The sequence below is a fragment of the Pseudomonas sp. LBUM1671 genome, from assembly GCF_059695685.1.
In genome coordinates this window covers 3192492-3207176 of sequence record NZ_CP166782.1, presented here as the reverse complement: position 1 = coordinate 3207176, position 14685 = coordinate 3192492, and the positions used below count along the sequence as shown (strand labels likewise).

General features: G+C 57.4%; 13 protein-coding genes. 4 read left to right on the top strand and 9 right to left on the bottom strand.

All coding sequences use genetic code 11. The annotated features are described in order from the left end of the window. Positions 1 to 697: 697 nt before the first annotated feature. The gene (locus ACA060_RS14660) at positions 698 to 1294 is read left to right on the top strand and encodes a DJ-1/PfpI family protein (RefSeq protein ID WP_497311556.1); all 597 of its coding nucleotides are present in this window, start codon (positions 698 to 700) and stop codon (positions 1292 to 1294) included. Positions 1295 to 1690: 396 nt separating this feature from the next. Here ACA060_RS14660 and ACA060_RS14655 read toward each other — a convergent pair whose 3' ends face one another. Further along, complete coding sequence (locus ACA060_RS14655; protein WP_497311555.1) at positions 1691 to 2473, bottom strand: CHAD domain-containing protein; 783 nt, start codon at positions 2471 to 2473, stop codon at positions 1691 to 1693. Positions 2474 to 2626: 153 nt separating this feature from the next. Between ACA060_RS14655 and ACA060_RS14650 the strand changes: the two genes are divergently transcribed. Both ACA060_RS14650 and ACA060_RS14645 read left to right on the top strand, forming a co-directional pair. Next, positions 2627 to 3400, top strand: a complete 774-nt coding sequence (locus ACA060_RS14650) for a ParA family protein (protein WP_497318250.1) — start codon at positions 2627 to 2629, stop codon at positions 3398 to 3400. A 125-nt stretch (positions 3401 to 3525) separates the two neighbouring features. Beyond that, positions 3526 to 3939: an arsenate reductase ArsC gene (locus ACA060_RS14645; RefSeq protein WP_497311554.1), complete on the top strand. Its 414-nt coding sequence runs from the start codon at positions 3526 to 3528 to the stop codon at positions 3937 to 3939. 11 nt (positions 3940 to 3950) lie between these two features. On the opposite strand, the gene ACA060_RS14640 is transcribed toward ACA060_RS14645, so the two are convergent. The 6 genes from ACA060_RS14640 to pstS all read right to left on the bottom strand — a co-directional run bounded on the left by ACA060_RS14640 (position 3951) and on the right by pstS (position 9179). Continuing rightward, complete coding sequence (locus ACA060_RS14640) at positions 3951 to 4586, bottom strand: hypothetical protein (RefSeq protein WP_497311553.1); 636 nt, start codon at positions 4584 to 4586, stop codon at positions 3951 to 3953. Beyond that, entirely contained in the window at positions 4586 to 5284 is a 699-nt protein-coding gene (locus tag ACA060_RS14635) for a hypothetical protein (RefSeq protein ID WP_497302942.1), read from the bottom strand. Before ACA060_RS14635 ends, ACA060_RS14640 begins: the two co-directional genes overlap by 1 nt. Positions 5285 to 5382: 98 nt before the next feature. Beyond that, on the bottom strand, positions 5383 to 6216 hold the full coding sequence (pstB, locus tag ACA060_RS14630) for a phosphate ABC transporter ATP-binding protein PstB (protein ID WP_497311552.1): 834 nt from the start codon (positions 6214 to 6216) through the stop codon (positions 5383 to 5385). A gap of 2 nt (positions 6217 to 6218) precedes the next feature. Continuing rightward, positions 6219 to 7112 carry a phosphate ABC transporter permease PstA gene (pstA, locus tag ACA060_RS14625; protein WP_497299277.1) on the bottom strand — a complete coding sequence of 298 codons (894 nt, stop codon included), beginning with the start codon at positions 7110 to 7112 and terminating at the stop codon, positions 6219 to 6221. Next, on the bottom strand, positions 7112 to 8077 hold the full coding sequence (gene pstC / locus ACA060_RS14620) for a phosphate ABC transporter permease subunit PstC (RefSeq protein ID WP_090454569.1): 966 nt from the start codon (positions 8075 to 8077) through the stop codon (positions 7112 to 7114). Before pstC ends, pstA begins: the two co-directional genes overlap by 1 nt. A 70-nt stretch (positions 8078 to 8147) precedes the next feature. After that, a complete protein-coding gene (pstS, locus tag ACA060_RS14615) occupies positions 8148 to 9179 on the bottom strand; it encodes a phosphate ABC transporter substrate-binding protein PstS (protein WP_407011532.1) in 1032 nt (343 codons plus the stop codon). A gap of 234 nt (positions 9180 to 9413) precedes the next feature. Here pstS and ppk2 point away from each other — a divergent pair, with 234 nt between their 5' ends. Continuing rightward, complete coding sequence (gene ppk2, locus ACA060_RS14610; protein WP_497311551.1) at positions 9414 to 10331, top strand: polyphosphate kinase 2; 918 nt, start codon at positions 9414 to 9416, stop codon at positions 10329 to 10331. A 118-nt stretch (positions 10332 to 10449) separates the two neighbouring features. Here the strand turns inward: ppk2 and ACA060_RS14605 are convergent, their stop codons facing one another. Together ACA060_RS14605 and ACA060_RS14600 are read right to left on the bottom strand one after the other, a co-directional pair. Then, positions 10450 to 13548, bottom strand: coding sequence for an efflux RND transporter permease subunit (locus ACA060_RS14605; RefSeq protein WP_497311550.1), 3099 nt, complete (start codon positions 13546 to 13548; stop codon positions 10450 to 10452). Beyond that, the gene (locus ACA060_RS14600) at positions 13545 to 14657 is read right to left on the bottom strand and encodes an efflux RND transporter periplasmic adaptor subunit (protein ID WP_497311549.1); all 1113 of its coding nucleotides are present in this window, start codon (positions 14655 to 14657) and stop codon (positions 13545 to 13547) included. Before ACA060_RS14600 ends, ACA060_RS14605 begins: the two co-directional genes overlap by 4 nt. Positions 14658 to 14685: the final 28 nt, after the last annotated feature.

The window sequence follows — 14685 nt, the reverse complement described above, 5'->3', positions numbered from 1 at the left end:
GCTGGCTTTTCGGCATTGCTGCTTTAGCGATTGACTTTGAAGGGAGAAAGAACCGTTGGTTGCCTTCAGTTCACCCCTCGCTATGACCGACCGCATACGCTATTTAGCGGGCGCTCATTAATATACGACTAGGGACGGCAGTGGGGGAGCGATGCTGCTGAGCCCGAGGCAAGTGAATACACCGACGATCTCTTCGTTGAGTCCCAACCCGCTGAAATAACTCGGATAACGGCAGTTTCTTGATCAGATCAACGGCCGCTGGGTCGAGGCACGCTACGAGCCACAAGCGTGCTGACCAATTCAGATTTGGGGATGCGGCGGAAAATGAAGAACCACAACTTCGTTACTAGGATCATTTATGGATTGTGGCGCGTAAGCAAAATCAGCGTAGCAGCTTCAAAACGTCGGGGGGGGGGGATTGAGGCAGGTTCTAATTCCGAGCGAATTGTCCCGGATCGACAGTGATCGAGATTGGAACCAAAAACGGTTGCTTAGAATTTTTTACAGCCAATACGGAGGAGCTGCGATTTCGTTGTGGCCGACCGGCAATCGATCCATTGCGGACGCTCGCGAGAGTGGCGCCAAATGGCTGCGAAGCCGCTTCAGATAACCGAAATGTATCCATTACAATTTTTTGAACGTATTGGTCTTTTGATTTTACGATGGACCTCAAGACTTTTCTGGCACGAGGCGCACCATGCACATTGCGATCCTTACCTTCGAAGGGTTCAACGAACTCGATTCGCTCATTTCGTTCGGCATCCTCAACCGGGTTCAAAAGCCTGGTTGGCGAGTGTCTATCGCCAGCCCCACAGATAAGGTGCTATCGATGAACGGCCTGAAAATCGAGGCGCAGGCGTCGTTGGAGGAAGCCTGCGGCGCGGATGCAGTGCTGGTGGGTAGTGGGAGATTGACTCGGGACGTCGTCGCGGACGAGGCACTGATGTCTCGACTGAAACTCGACCCGGCTCGCCAACTCTTGGGCGCCCAGTGCTCGGGCACGCTCATACTTGCAACGCTCGGCCTGCTAGACGACGTTCCGGCGTGTACGGATCTGATCACGAAGCCATGGGTTGAAGAAGCCGGCGTGGCGGTGCTCAATCAGCCGTTTGTGGCCAAGGACAATGTCGCAACCGCTGGCGGCTGCCTATCGTCGCAGTATCTGGCGGCCTGGTTCATCTCTCGTTTAGCTGGTGTAGAGGCTGCACGCAGTGCTCTTCACTATGTTGCCCCGGTGGGGGAGAAGGACGTTTACATAACGCGGGCAATGGCGAATATTTCGCGGTTTCTTTAAGGCGAGCAGTGGCTGCTAATGGTTGTTGGAAACGGTGATGGTCAATGCTCAGCCTCGTCGAGCAATCAGGTCGCGTATGCAGACTGGCCTTATAAACGACCGCTGACGAGTTGTTTACCTCGCCTCTGGGTTTCCAGCATCCAGGACAAAAGTATGAGAGGCAGCCTCTATCCGCTCTTCGAGTTGGGCAATGTAGGATTTAGCGTCCTCTAGGCTGGGGATCGAAACTGCCGTTTCGCCTAGCCAAACTTTGCAACCGCTTCCTTGCTCATTTGTTTCAATAGTGATTTTCATCTGCAAACCCTTTGCTGTTGAGGCGGCGGAGGGTAACGCTATTTTTTGATGATTCATAATGTATCAGAGGCTCTACATCAGACCTTTCAAGGCAATTTGATGTCAGTTTTTAGACTTCGCCAGGTCTTTCGACAGGTGATCAAGCAGCGACGCTAATTTTAGCTCGGCATCAGCCAACGCCTGTTCTGACGCGACTTTCCAGTAGGGTGCGATTTCTAGCAAATCAGGTTCCTCCTCGGCCCGCAGGCACCATTGATGATGATCGTGCCATGAGCCGAGCGACGCTTGTACCGACTTCAATTGATCCCTGGATTTTGCCTTGAGCGGTGACAGTGTTGGAAACGCATCGGAGAGGTATCTCGCGTTTTTCACAATAATCCTCAGCTCGTGCCGATCAAAATTTTTGTCCCGAAGTCCGGCGATCAGTTGAGTGATTCTTTTCTTCAGGGCTTTCTCAATCTGTCTTTTTACATCAACCAGTTCGCCGGCTCGCTCGGCTGTCCTGAATATCTCTGGCCATCGATCCAGTTCGGCAAATAGTTTGTCGAGCACTGAGCTGGCAGCGATCTTCCGATACTGCTCTGTCAGGGTTGCGCTTCGGCTGATTGCTTGGCGCGAGTACCCCTTTTTTCGAAGCTCATCAACGATGACCTCCAGATCCCTCGTGGGAGTCGTCGCTCTGCCGACCTCAGCGGCAGCTTGATTCAATTCGATAACCTCTGGCATGTTGCGCAGCGGTCGCAAAAGGCTACGTATTTTCCGTACTGCAATCCTCAGATCATGCAGCGCTTCGCTGTCACTGTTGGCTTGCAGCCGAGCGCGCGAGTGATAGAGGGAGACCTCCAGGGAAATGATCTGAGCCACAAAATCGTTGACAAAAGACATCATCGTCCTCGCTTGTGAGTGGGTTCGCAGAGCAATTGTTCGTTGCAGCCATTGCGCACGGGCACTGCAATATAAAATTCATCAAGTTGCCGCTGTGGATTCGCGGGAAGTCGATAGACTGGAACCTTTTGTCGCAGGAATGGAATGGTGTTGATGCGTCGTGTTGTTTTCAATCAAAAAGGTGGGGTAGGCAAGTCGAGTATTGTGTGCAACCTGGCTGCTGCAAGCGCAATGGAAGGCTACCGGACGCTCGTTGTCGACCTGGACGCCCAGGCCAACTCCACGTATTACCTCACCGGCCTGACTGGGGATGATATCCCGGTGGGCATTGCGGATTTTTTCAAGCAAACCCTGTCTTCTGGGCCGGCAGCCAAAAAAAGCCGCGCTCATATCGTTGAGACACCCTACGATAATCTGCACCTCATCACTGCCAGCCGCGAGCTTTCGGATTTACAGCCCAAACTGGAAGCGAAATTCAAGATAAACAAGCTGTGCCGGTTTCTGGACGACATTTCACAAGACTACGACCGGATCTACATCGATACGCCTCCGGCGATGAACTTCTATACGTTCAGTGCCCTCATCGCAGCGGATGCGGTTTTGATTCCATTTGATTGCGATACCTTCGCTCGTCAGGCGTTGTACCAGGTGCTGGCACAGGTGGCAGAATTTCAGGGTGACCATAATGAGTCATTGGTCGTTGAAGGGATTGTCATCAATCATTACGTCAGCACCACTGGCTTTCACCGCAATCTGGTCGAAGAGCTCATCGCGGAAGGGCTGCCGATTCTTCCGGTGTATCTCGGCAGCTCGGTGAAGATGCGTGAATCACATGAGCGCTGCCAACCTTTGATTCACCTCGACCGGCATCACAAGTTGACAGGCCAGTTTGTTGATCTCTTACACCTGCTGGAGGAGACAGGCTGAATCGGCACGGGCGCTGAAAGAATTCGAAATAGTGCATTCCATCGACTTGAGGTCGGGCGATCAAAAACGCTGCTTAACTAAGCATTGGCATTTTTCAGATCAACTGTCCAAGCGGGGTGAAAGGAATGGCTGACAAATTCCGGGTGCTGTTTGTCTGCGCTAAAAACGATGTCCGTTCCTTGCTGGCCGAAGCGCTGCTTCGCCACACTGATTCTTCACACTTTGAAGCTTTCAGTGCTGGCCTCGAACCGGGCGAGGTTGATCCTCGCACCCTGGAGTCTCTCGAACACATAGGCATAGAGAGCAATGGCTTGCGTAGCAAATCGATCGATGAATTTGAAGGACAGCAGTTCCACTACGTCATCACACTGTGTGATAAGTCTTCCGAAGAAGCCTCACGAATGCCGTCTTCCGATGAAGCGATCATGTGGAGTTTTGAAGACCCGACGACCAGTGAGAAACATGAGCCTTTGCGTCATGCACTCCAGGAGATTCACGACCGCATCAAAATGTTCGTCACAGTAAAGACAAGGTCGTGATGTTTCGAAATTCAGGAGAAAAAAGCTTCTGAGCGTTGTTGCGCAGGCTCCGTGTTTCTGTGCCGTTGCTGCCAAGCTAACTGTGCCTGGACTTCAGCTGCTGCATTTAAAACGCTCTGCGCCCAGCTCTCATCATCCGGACGCACGACCACGACGCGAAAACCGTGATCATAGCCTTCAATCTGCACGCCCTCGGAATCATCGACATGCAAGTCGATATCGAATGCGGGTGGAAACTTCGAAGGGGAGTTCGAAAGCCCATGCGCTGTCAGGGCATGGTTATGCCGAACACTGTTGACCACACCGTCAACGTGGATACCGTGTAGTAATAACCAGCGCCGGATGTAAGATGGTGTCCGACCGGACGACGTGTAGACCCAGATGCTGCATCCCTGTCGGCGTAACTCTCGGGTCAGGTCGCGTGTTCCCCTACGCAATGGTTCGCCGAGCCAACGATGAACAAAAGCCGGCAGCCTGCTGTGCTCGACAGCGCAGTGATGGGCCTGACAGGCCAACGTGTCATCGATATCAAACGAAATACGGATGCGCTGGCGGCTGAACGCGTCCATCGGAATGGAACGCTTGATTGCTTGCCACGCTCGACCGCTGGAAACCCGGCATCTGTCGAGCATCGGATACCTGCTCATCATTCGCCCCCCAGATAGACGGGCACTGGTTTGTCGCTCACAAAAAATTCCTTTGGATCAGGCGCTTGTTCTTCCAGGAAGGCTGCATATTTTTTCTTGATCTTGGGCAATTCGTACAAGGCCTTGACGCCATGTTTGGCGGAGTTGCGGATGACGGATGACGGGTTGAAGTAACCCTCGGCGTTGTCCAGCGTCAGTACGAACGGCGGCAGCCCTGCACGCATGAGCAAGTAACTGACGATCAGCGACCCAGTGCGGTTATTGCCTTCAATGAACAATTGCGGCTTGCTGAGGATCCGTACATAGACACCGGCCGCACGCTTCCAGACAGATTCGCTGCGATACGCACAGTACCAGTTGTACAAGTCCTTTATCCCGCCTTCAACGTTGTTGAAGAAGTGTTCTTCGGTCGCCGCGAGGTGCTGAGCGTACTCCAGACGACGTGCCGGGTCTCGGCCGCAGAGAACGGTGGCATTGATCTCCAGCATCAGGTTCAGTTGCTGAAGATCGAACAGATCGACACCACGGGCGACATAGTCGTCAATCAGCGCATAGCCATCAACCACATTGCGCAGCACTTCGTCAGTCAAGGGATCACGCGGCTCGGTGAAGTGCCTGCTGAGCTCGGCAAAGCGACCCTGCACCTTACGGAGTGCACGCTCGATTGCTGGCAAGTCAAGACGACGCTTTGCGGACATTGGCAATCCTGATTAGAAGTGTGAGAGGTAAAAAGACCGAAGGCATGCCAATGTCGTTTGCCATTGACTGCTTTCGGTCTTGACCGGACGTTTGTCGATTAGCTGAATTTGCCGCTGATGTAATCGCTCGTCATTTGCTCGCGGGGATTGTCGAATATCTGGGCCGTGGGGCCCATCTCAACCAGATAACCGGTACGCGTACCCTGGGAAATATCCACCGAGAAAAATGCCGTGGTGTCAGCGACACGGATCGCCTGCTGCATGTTGTGAGTCACCAGCGCGATGGTGTAATCCTTCTTCAACTCGACCATCAATTCTTCAACACGGCGGGTGGCGATCGGGTCAAGTGCGGAGCACGGCTCATCCAGCAACAGGACTTCCGGTTCGGTGGCGATGGCGCGGGCGATACACAGTCGTTGCTGCTGGCCGCCCGAGAGGGACAGGCCGCTGACCTTGAGTTTGTCCTTGACTTCATCCCACAACGCCGCGCCCTGCAAGGCGTGCTTGACGCGGTCACCCAGGTCGCCCTGATAGCGATTGAGGCGCAGGCCAAACGCAACGTTATCGAAAATGCTCATCGAGAACGGGTTCGGCTGTTGAAACACCATCCCGATATAGCGGCGCACGACCACTGGATCGACGCCCTTGCCATAGACGTCCTGGCCGAGGAAATGCACATGGCCTTCGAAACGAAAGCCTTTCACCAGATCATTCATTCGATTGAGGCTGCGCAGTACAGTACTCTTGCCGCAGCCCGAAGGACCAATGAATCCGGTGATCTTGTTTTTTTCGATTGGCACATGGCTGTCACGTACCGCCATAAAGTTGCCGTAGAAAATCTTGTCCAGCTTGCAGTCCATGACCACAGGTACCTGGGCCTCGAGCGGGGCGACTTTTTGCGCAGATAATACATTCACACTATGTGCTCCCATTCTTAAAACTTTGGCTTGCCGAAGATTCGGCTGACGATATTCACGATCAGCACGATCATCACCAACACCAGCGAGGCCGCCCATGCGAGCTCAAGCTGATTGTCGAACGGCATGCCGGAGAAGTTGTAGATCAGTACGGCGAGCGATGCGGTCGGATTCATCACCGCCAGGCTGCCGTCGTGGTAGATCCAGTAGTTGCTGAACAGGGCGGTAAACAACAGCGGCGCGGTTTCGCCGGCTGCACGGGCCACCGCCAGCATTACGCCGGTCAGGATCGCCGGCAGGCCGGTCGGCAGTACGATTTTCCAGATGACCTGCGATCGGGTGCAGCCCATGCCATAGGCGGCGTCCTTCATGATCTTGGGCACCATCCTCATCGACTCTTCAGCGGTCAGCACAACGATGGGCAGCATCAGAACTGCCAGCGCCACGCCACCTGCCGGTGCCGAGTAGGTACCCGTGGTCATCACCACCAAGGCGTACGCAAAAACCCCGGCCAAAATCGAAGGCAACCCGGTGAGCATCTTGGCGGCAAAGCGCGCGGCATTGGCCAGCTTGCTCTCCGGCCCCAATTCAGCCAAGAAGATGGCCGCCATTATGCCGACCGGAACCGCGATAGCGGCGGCGATACCGACCATGACGAAGGTGCCTGCCATCGCGTTGCCGAAGCCGCCGCCCGTCTCGAAACCGGTCGGCGGCAGTTCGGTGAATACCTCCAGGCTGAGACGGGCACCACCGCGCGTGATCAGCATGTAGAGCACGGAAATCAGGGGCACGCTGGCCAGCAGGGCGCCAGCCCAGACCAGCGTCGTCAACACCAGGCTGCGCAGGGCGCGGCCTTCAAACTTGCGCTGCAGACTGGGCAACGCGGCCGCAGGGGAAGTGAGGTCAGTCATCATTTAGTACCACGCTGGGCATAGACCATGATCATGGATCCGATGACGTTCACGATCAGGGTGATCAGCATCAGGACCAGTGCCGCATACATCAAGACCTCGATCTCGGTCGGTCCCGCCTCGGGGAAGTTCAGCGCCAACAGGGCGGCCAAGGTATTGGCGGGTGCAAACAGAGAAAGGGAAATGTTGTTCGAGTTGCCTACCAACATGGCCAGGGCCATCGTTTCACCCAAGGCCCGGCCCAGACCCAGCACCAGCGAGCCGAAAATGCCGGTGGCAGCGGAGGGCACCATGACCTTGAGAATCGCTTCCCAGTGGGTGGTGCCCATGCCATAGGCCGCCTGCTTGGTTTTCATCGGAACACCGGTGAGGGCATCCTGCGAAACGGCGGCAATGGTCGGCAGAATCATGATGGCAAGTACCAGCGCGGCAGGTAACAGTCCCGGTCCGCTCAAGGTCGTGCCGAAAAAGGGGATCCAGCCAAGTTCACTGTTCAGCCAATCCGTGAGGGGACGAATGGCCGGGATCACCACGTAGATGCCCCACAGGCCATAAACGACGCTGGGAATGGCCGCGAGCAATTCGACAATGGTGCGAAAAACCGCCGCCAGTTTCGCGGGCAGGAAATCCTGGGTCAGGAAAATCGCCATGCTGACGCCGAAAAAGCCTGCGATCATCAAGGCGATGAAGGCGCTGTAGAGCGTGCCCCAAATGGCCGGCAGAATGCCGTACTTGCCCTGGTTCACGTCCCAAACGGTCCCCAAAAGGACGTCAAAACCGTGTTTCTCCATGCCTGGAAGTGCCTTGCGTCCCACCTCGAACACCAAGGCAAAGACCAGCGCCAGAACGAGAACCACACCGATGCGCGCTAGTGCGCGGAAGGTGCGATCAACCAGAAAATCCTTTGCAGACGGTGGACGGCAGGCGGAATCCGGATTGACCGGTACGACAAATGGCTTGTTCATGGGCTGTTCCGGCGTAGGGGAGAACGCTCTCGGCGAGGCTGGAAGCACACGCCGAGAGGTCTCGCGAGCGTCACTGGATGTTGGCGGAAGCTTTGCGAACCTGATCGACGACCGATTGCGGCAGGGGGATGTAGCCCATCGAATCGGCGATTTTCTGACCTTCAGTCAGGCTGTACTCGACCATTTCACGCATGGCTTTGGCCTTGGCCGGGCTTTCGTTCTGCTTGCGGAAGATCATCCAGGTGTAGGAAGTGATCGGGTAGGACTTGGCGCCATCCGGATCAGGCAGCCAGGCCACCAGGCTTTCAGGCATCTTCACCGCAGCCAGAGCCTCGGCACCGCTCTCGGCATTCGGCACAACGTAGTGACCGGCCTTGTTCTGCAATTGGGCAAAGTCGACCTTGGCCAGCTTGGCGAAGCCGTACTCGATGTAGCCAATGGCGCCCGGGGTCTGGCGTACGGTAGCGGTCACGCCATCGTTTTTAGGCGATTTGATGAATTTGTCGCTGGCTGGCCAGTTGACGGTGTTGCCTTCACCCAACTCCTGCTTGAACGCCGGGTTGATTGCCGCCAAGTGCTTGGTGAACACCGCGGTGGTGCCACTGGAATCTGCACGCACGACAACGGTGATCGGTGTAGCAGGCAGTTTCAGCTCCGGGTTGGCCGCGACGATCTGCGGGTCGTTCCATTGGGTAATCTTGCCCAGGAAGATGTTGGAGTAAACATCGCGTGGCAATTTCAGCCCTTTAGGACTGCCTGGCAGGTTATAGGCCAGGACGATTTCACCCGCTGTCATCGGCAGCAACTGCGCGCCTTCGGCAACCTTGGCGATGTCCTCGTCTTTCATCGCCGAGTCGCTGGCGGCGAAATCGACCGTTTTGTTCAAAAAGTCCTGCACACCTGCACCGCTGCCCTTGGATTGATAATCCACGGTGACGCCAGCGGTTTTCTTGCTGAAATCCTTGAACCAAGTGAGGTAAATCGGAGCCGGAAAACTGGCGCCGGAACCTGTCAGTCGAACGCTTTCAGCAGCGAAAGACACTGAGGTTGCACAAAGAGAAACCGTAATGGCGAGCGCAGCAGACTTCATCAAATTTTTCATCGAAGGAACTCCTTGTGATAGCGGGCTCCGGAACTCTGCAACAATCTTGTTACGCTTTTATGAAAGTCGGATGGCACAAGATCCCGCTGACTGAATTGTCTGCCAGCTCGATATCGCCTTGCACCCGTAGCCGCCGTTGATACGAGCCTGCTTTGTAGCAAAAGTTTTTGTAATTACTTCGTAACCAAGTACGACTAACACTGAGTCAGGCCCTTCCCGACGCGAGTTGCTCCCATGCTATCAACCGAAGACACACTGATACAGCGCATCCGCCGTGAGCTGCTTGATCACAGTGACGAAGAGCTGGAACTGGAATTATCCGAAGACGGCACTGACCCGAATACTCTGTTCGATGAGCAGGTAGAGGAAGGAAGTGAGAAGGAAGCTCGAAGAGTTTATTTCAGCGAACTATTCCGCCTGCAAGGCGAATTGGTGAAGCTGCAAAGCTGGGTGGTAAAGACCAGTCACAAAGTAGTCATTCTGTTCGAAGGTCGTGATGCCGCGGGCAAAGGTGGTGTCATCAAGCGCATTACCCAACGGCTTAATCCTCGCGTGTGTCGGGTTGCCGCGTTGCCTGCACCCAATGACCGCGAACGTACTCAGTGGTACTTCCAGCGCTACGTCTCACACCTGCCGGCAGCGGGTGAGATCGTGCTCTTCGACCGTAGTTGGTACAATCGCGCAGGCGTCGAACAGGTGATGGGTTTTTGCAACGCCGATCAGTACGAAGAGTTCTTCCGCACTGTGCCAGAGTTCGAAAGAATGCTTGCACGCTCCGGCATTCAGCTAATCAAATATTGGTTCTCCATTTCCGACCAGGAACAGCACCTGCGCTTTCTCAGTCGCATTCACGACCCGCTCAAGCAGTGGAAACTCAGCCCCATGGATCTGGAGTCCCGTCGGCGCTGGGAAGCCTATACCAAGGCCAAGGAAGTGATGCTGGAACGCACCCACATCGCCGAAGCGCCATGGTGGGTGGTGCAAGCCGATGATAAGAAGAAAGCAAGACTTAACTGCATCCACCACCTGCTCGGGCAGATGCCCTATGAAGAAGTAGAGTTACCGGTGATCGAACTACCGCAACGCGTAAGACAGGAGGATTACTCCCGCAGTCCGACGCCACGGGAACTCATCGTTCCTCAAGTCTATTAAAGAGAGGCTGGAGCGGGGCGCCCTTCGATTGGAGAGCGGCATTCGAAGCCGGATAGCCTGAACGACCGCCTCGCAAGCCTTCTAATTGCGGTGAAATCGGGGCACAGTGCCCCGGCATTTATAAGTCAGAAGCGAACGTGGCGTCCCCCTGTAACTGATGAGCGTCAGCGGTCGTCTGGCGACCCACCTTGAACCATGCGGCGTACAATGCAGGGACGAAGAAAATCGTTAGCAGCGTCGCCACCGTAAGACCGCCCATGATCGCAATTGCCATTGGCCCCCAAAACACACTGCGCGTCAGCGGGATCATTGCAAGTACGGTCGCCAGCGCCGTCAGCATCACCGGACGGGCCCGGTGAATGGCGGCATCCAGCACAGCATTCCACGGGTCGCGCCCTTCAGTGATTTCGATCTGCACTTGATCGATCAGGATCACTGCGTTGCGCATGATCATGCCACCCAGTGCGATGATGCCCAGGATCGCAACGAAGCCCAGCGGCGACTGGAACACCAGCAGCGCCGGCACCACACCGATCAGGCCCAGCGGGGCGGTGAGCACTACCATCCACATGCGGGAGAAATTCTGCAGTTGCAGCATGAGCAACAGCAGGATGGTGATCAGCATCAGCGGGGCCACCGCGAGCAGCGCCTTGTTGGCCTTGTCACTTTCCTCAACGGCTCCGCCCGTGTCGATGCGGTAGCCCGAGGGCAGCTTCGCTTCGATGTCCTTGAGCAACGGTTGGATCTCCTGAGTCACCGAAACACCTTGTTCGCCATCCTTCACATCGGCACGCACCGTGATTGCCATATCCCGGTTGCGCCGCCACAGCACTGGCTCTTCCAGCTCAGAGCGCACTTGTGCAACTTGCGACAGTGGCACAACGGTTCCCTGGCGAGTGTAGAGGTTGATGTCTTTCAGTGTGTCGAGGCTCAAGCGCTCAGCGGGCACGGCACGGGCGACGATGTCGATCAGTTCCTCGTGCTCACGCAGTTGCGACAAGGTTGCGCCATTCATCACGGTTTGGGTCGCCAGTGACACGTCGGCCGGCGTAAGACCGAGCGCGCTCGCCTTGTCCTGATCAAGCTCGACCTTCAGCGTGCGCACCGGGTCGTTCCAGTCGAGCTGGAGATCGCGCACCTTCGGGTTGGACGCAATCACGTTCTCCACCTCGCGGGCGATCTGCCGCACCTTCTGGGTATCAGGCCCGACGACGCGGAACTGCACCGGGTAGCCGACAGGTGGCCCCAATTCGAGCCGGGTCACACGTACCCACGCCTGTGGGAATTGTTGGTCAGCCGAGGCCACCAGCCGCGCACGTACCCGCTCGCGTGCATCCAGGTCCTTGGTCATCACAACGAACTGGGCAAATCCCGGATTCGGCAGCTCGGGGTTGAGCGAGAGATAGAAGCGCGGTGCGCCGGCGCCGGTGTAGGCGGTATAGAAACGCACGTCCTCGTCCTTCGCCAGGATCTCCTCCATGTGCTTGACCTGCTCGGTCGTCGCGGCGAACGAGGAACCCTCCTTGACGCGCAGGTCTATGACCAGTTCAGGGCGCGAACTGTTGGGGAAGAATTGCTGCGGCACCAGCTTGATACAGGCCAGAGCAAGTACCAGAGCGGCAACCGTCGCACCGATGACCACCCAGCGACGCTCGATGGCGGTGTCGATCAGGCGGCGCAGGCTGCGGTAAAACTTCGTGTCGTGTGGATCACCGTGCTGGTGGGTGCCCAAGTCGTTGGGCAGCATCTTGACCGCCAGGTACGGTGTGAAGATGCCGGAACAGATCCACGAGAACAGCACCGCGGCGCCAACGATCCAGAAAATGCCACCCGCGTACTCGCCGGTGGTGGATTTCGAGAGGCCGATCGGCAGGAAGCCCACGACCGTGATGAGTGCGCCGGTCAGGCGCGGCATGGCGGTGGACTGATAGGAGAAGGCGGCCGCCTTCACGCGGTCCATGCCGGTTTCCATCTTCGCCACCATCATCTCGATGGCGATGATGGCGTCATCCACCAAAAGTCCCAACGCGATAATCAATGAGCCGAGCGAGATGCGCTCGAGATTCCAGCCCATCGCCAGCATCACCAGCGCCACGCCGCCCAGCACCAGCGGCACCGTGGCCGCGACCACGAGGCCGGCGCGCCAGCCCAGGCTGGCCAGGCTCACCGCGATCACGATGATCAACGCCTCGGCCAGCGCGCGCCCGAAGTCCAGGATTGCATCCTTCACCGTGGTCGGCTGGTCGGCCACGAGTTCCAGTTCCACGCCATGCGGGAGCTCCGACTGGATCTTGGCGACGGCCGTGTCCATCTCTTTGCCAAGGTCCACGATGTTGCCGTCGCTGGTCATCGTGATGCCGAGCATCAGCACGGGCTGGCCGTTGTGGCGGACCGTGTAGGTGGGCGGATCTTCGAACCCACGTGTAACGGTCGCAATGTCGCCGAGCTTGATCTGCCGGCCGCTCGCAGAGATGGGCACGTTGCGGATCGCCTCTTCGCTGGCGAACTGGCCGCTCACGCGCACCATGACGCGGTCGCCGCGGGTGTCGATCTGGCCCGCCGGCACCATGGCGTTCTGGCTCTTGAGGCTTTCGGCGATGGCCAGCGGTGTGATGCCCAGCGCGGCCAGGCGCTCGTGCGAGAACTCGACGTAGACACGCTCGGCCTGCTTGCCGATGAGATCGATCTTCTTGACCATCGGCACTTTCAGCATCTGGCGCTTGATATCCTCGGCCACGTGCGATAGGTCGGCCTGACCGACGCCGTCGCCCTTGATAGCGTACATCAGGCCATACACGTCGCCGTACTCGTCGTTCAGGATCGGGCCGATCACGCCGTCAGGCATCTCGAGGCTCAGGTCGTTGAGTTTCTTGCGCGCCTGGTACCAGGCTTCGCGCTGGTCAGCCTTGGAAGTGCCGCCGCGTACGGTGAGCGTCATGCCTGCGTAGCCTTGCCGCGCGTAGGTGACCACCTTCTCGAAGTTGTCGATCTGCTCGAATTTCTTCTCCATGCGGTTTAGGACCTGGTCCTGCAACTGCTGGGCAGTGGCGCCCGGCCAGATGACCATGGCGGTCATGGACGGCACGGAAAAGTTCGGATCCTCGAGCTGGCCGAGCCGGGTGAAGCTGAAGGCGCCAGCCACCGCGACAATGAGGAGCATGAACAGAACGATGGCGCGGTGGCGCAGCGCCCAGTCGGTGAGGTTGAAGTTGTTCATCGGGCGGCCTGCTGCGTGGTATTGGCGTCAACGATCGCCGCACCGGGGAGCGCGACCTTCAGTCCGGAAGTCATCTTCTGGACGCCGGCGGTGATGACCAATACGCCTGCTTGCGGCCCGGAGACGAGTACCTCGTCATTGCGGTAACCCCAAACTGCCACACGCTCCAGATCGACGATGCCTACCGGATCCTTGCCCGTGGGCGTGACCACCCATAGCGCCGGCTGACCGCCGATCTGCGTCAATGCCGTGGCTGGCACTGCCGCCACAGAGACACTTGTCATGACTCGCTCGGCCATCACCGTGGCGGTGGCGCCCAGCGGCAGCGCCTGCAACGGCTTGAGCCGCGCGCGATAGGTGCGCGTCTGTGCTGCAGCCTGTGGCGACAGCTCACGCAACGTGACATCGAAGATCTCGTTCGGCGCACTGGCCAGCGAGGCCTTGAAACGCGCGTCCTTGAAGACGGCCAGTTGATTCTCGGGCACATCGATGACGATCTCGGATTCATCCGGATTCGCAATCGAGACAACGGATTGACCCTCCGCCACGACTTGGCCGGCCTCAAAGCGCAACGCTGTGACGACACCGCTGCGCGAGGCGCGCAATACGGTGTACTTGAGCCGGTTGCGCGCAAGTTCGAGCTTGCGTGCCTCGGCCTCGGCAGTCGCATGCGCGGTTTGGGCATTGGTCTGCGCGCGCTCTTCGTCGGCTGCACTGACCGAGCCGTCAGCCTTCAGTGCGGTCAGGCGCTGGCGGTCCGAGTCGGCCTGGCGTGTCTGCTCGACGGCAACCGTCCACTGTTGTCGCGACGCTTCTTCGGCGAGTCGGTAGTCACTGTCATCCAGCACAGCCAAGATGTCGCCTTCACGCACAAACTGGCCTACATCGACCTTGCGCTGAGCTACCTTGCCGCCCACGCGGAAGGCCTGGTCGACTTCATGTCGCGACTGTACGGTGCCCACATAGCGACTGATGTCGCGGGCATTGTCGTAGCTGATTGCAGCGGTGCGCACCGGTCGTGGCGCCTGCACGGTGGGCTGGTCGGGGCTACACGCAGACAGCATGACGGCGACGGCCAAGGCGCCGGCCGCAGTAAGGGAATTCTTCAAGACGGTTCCTCTTTGGAAAACGACAGAT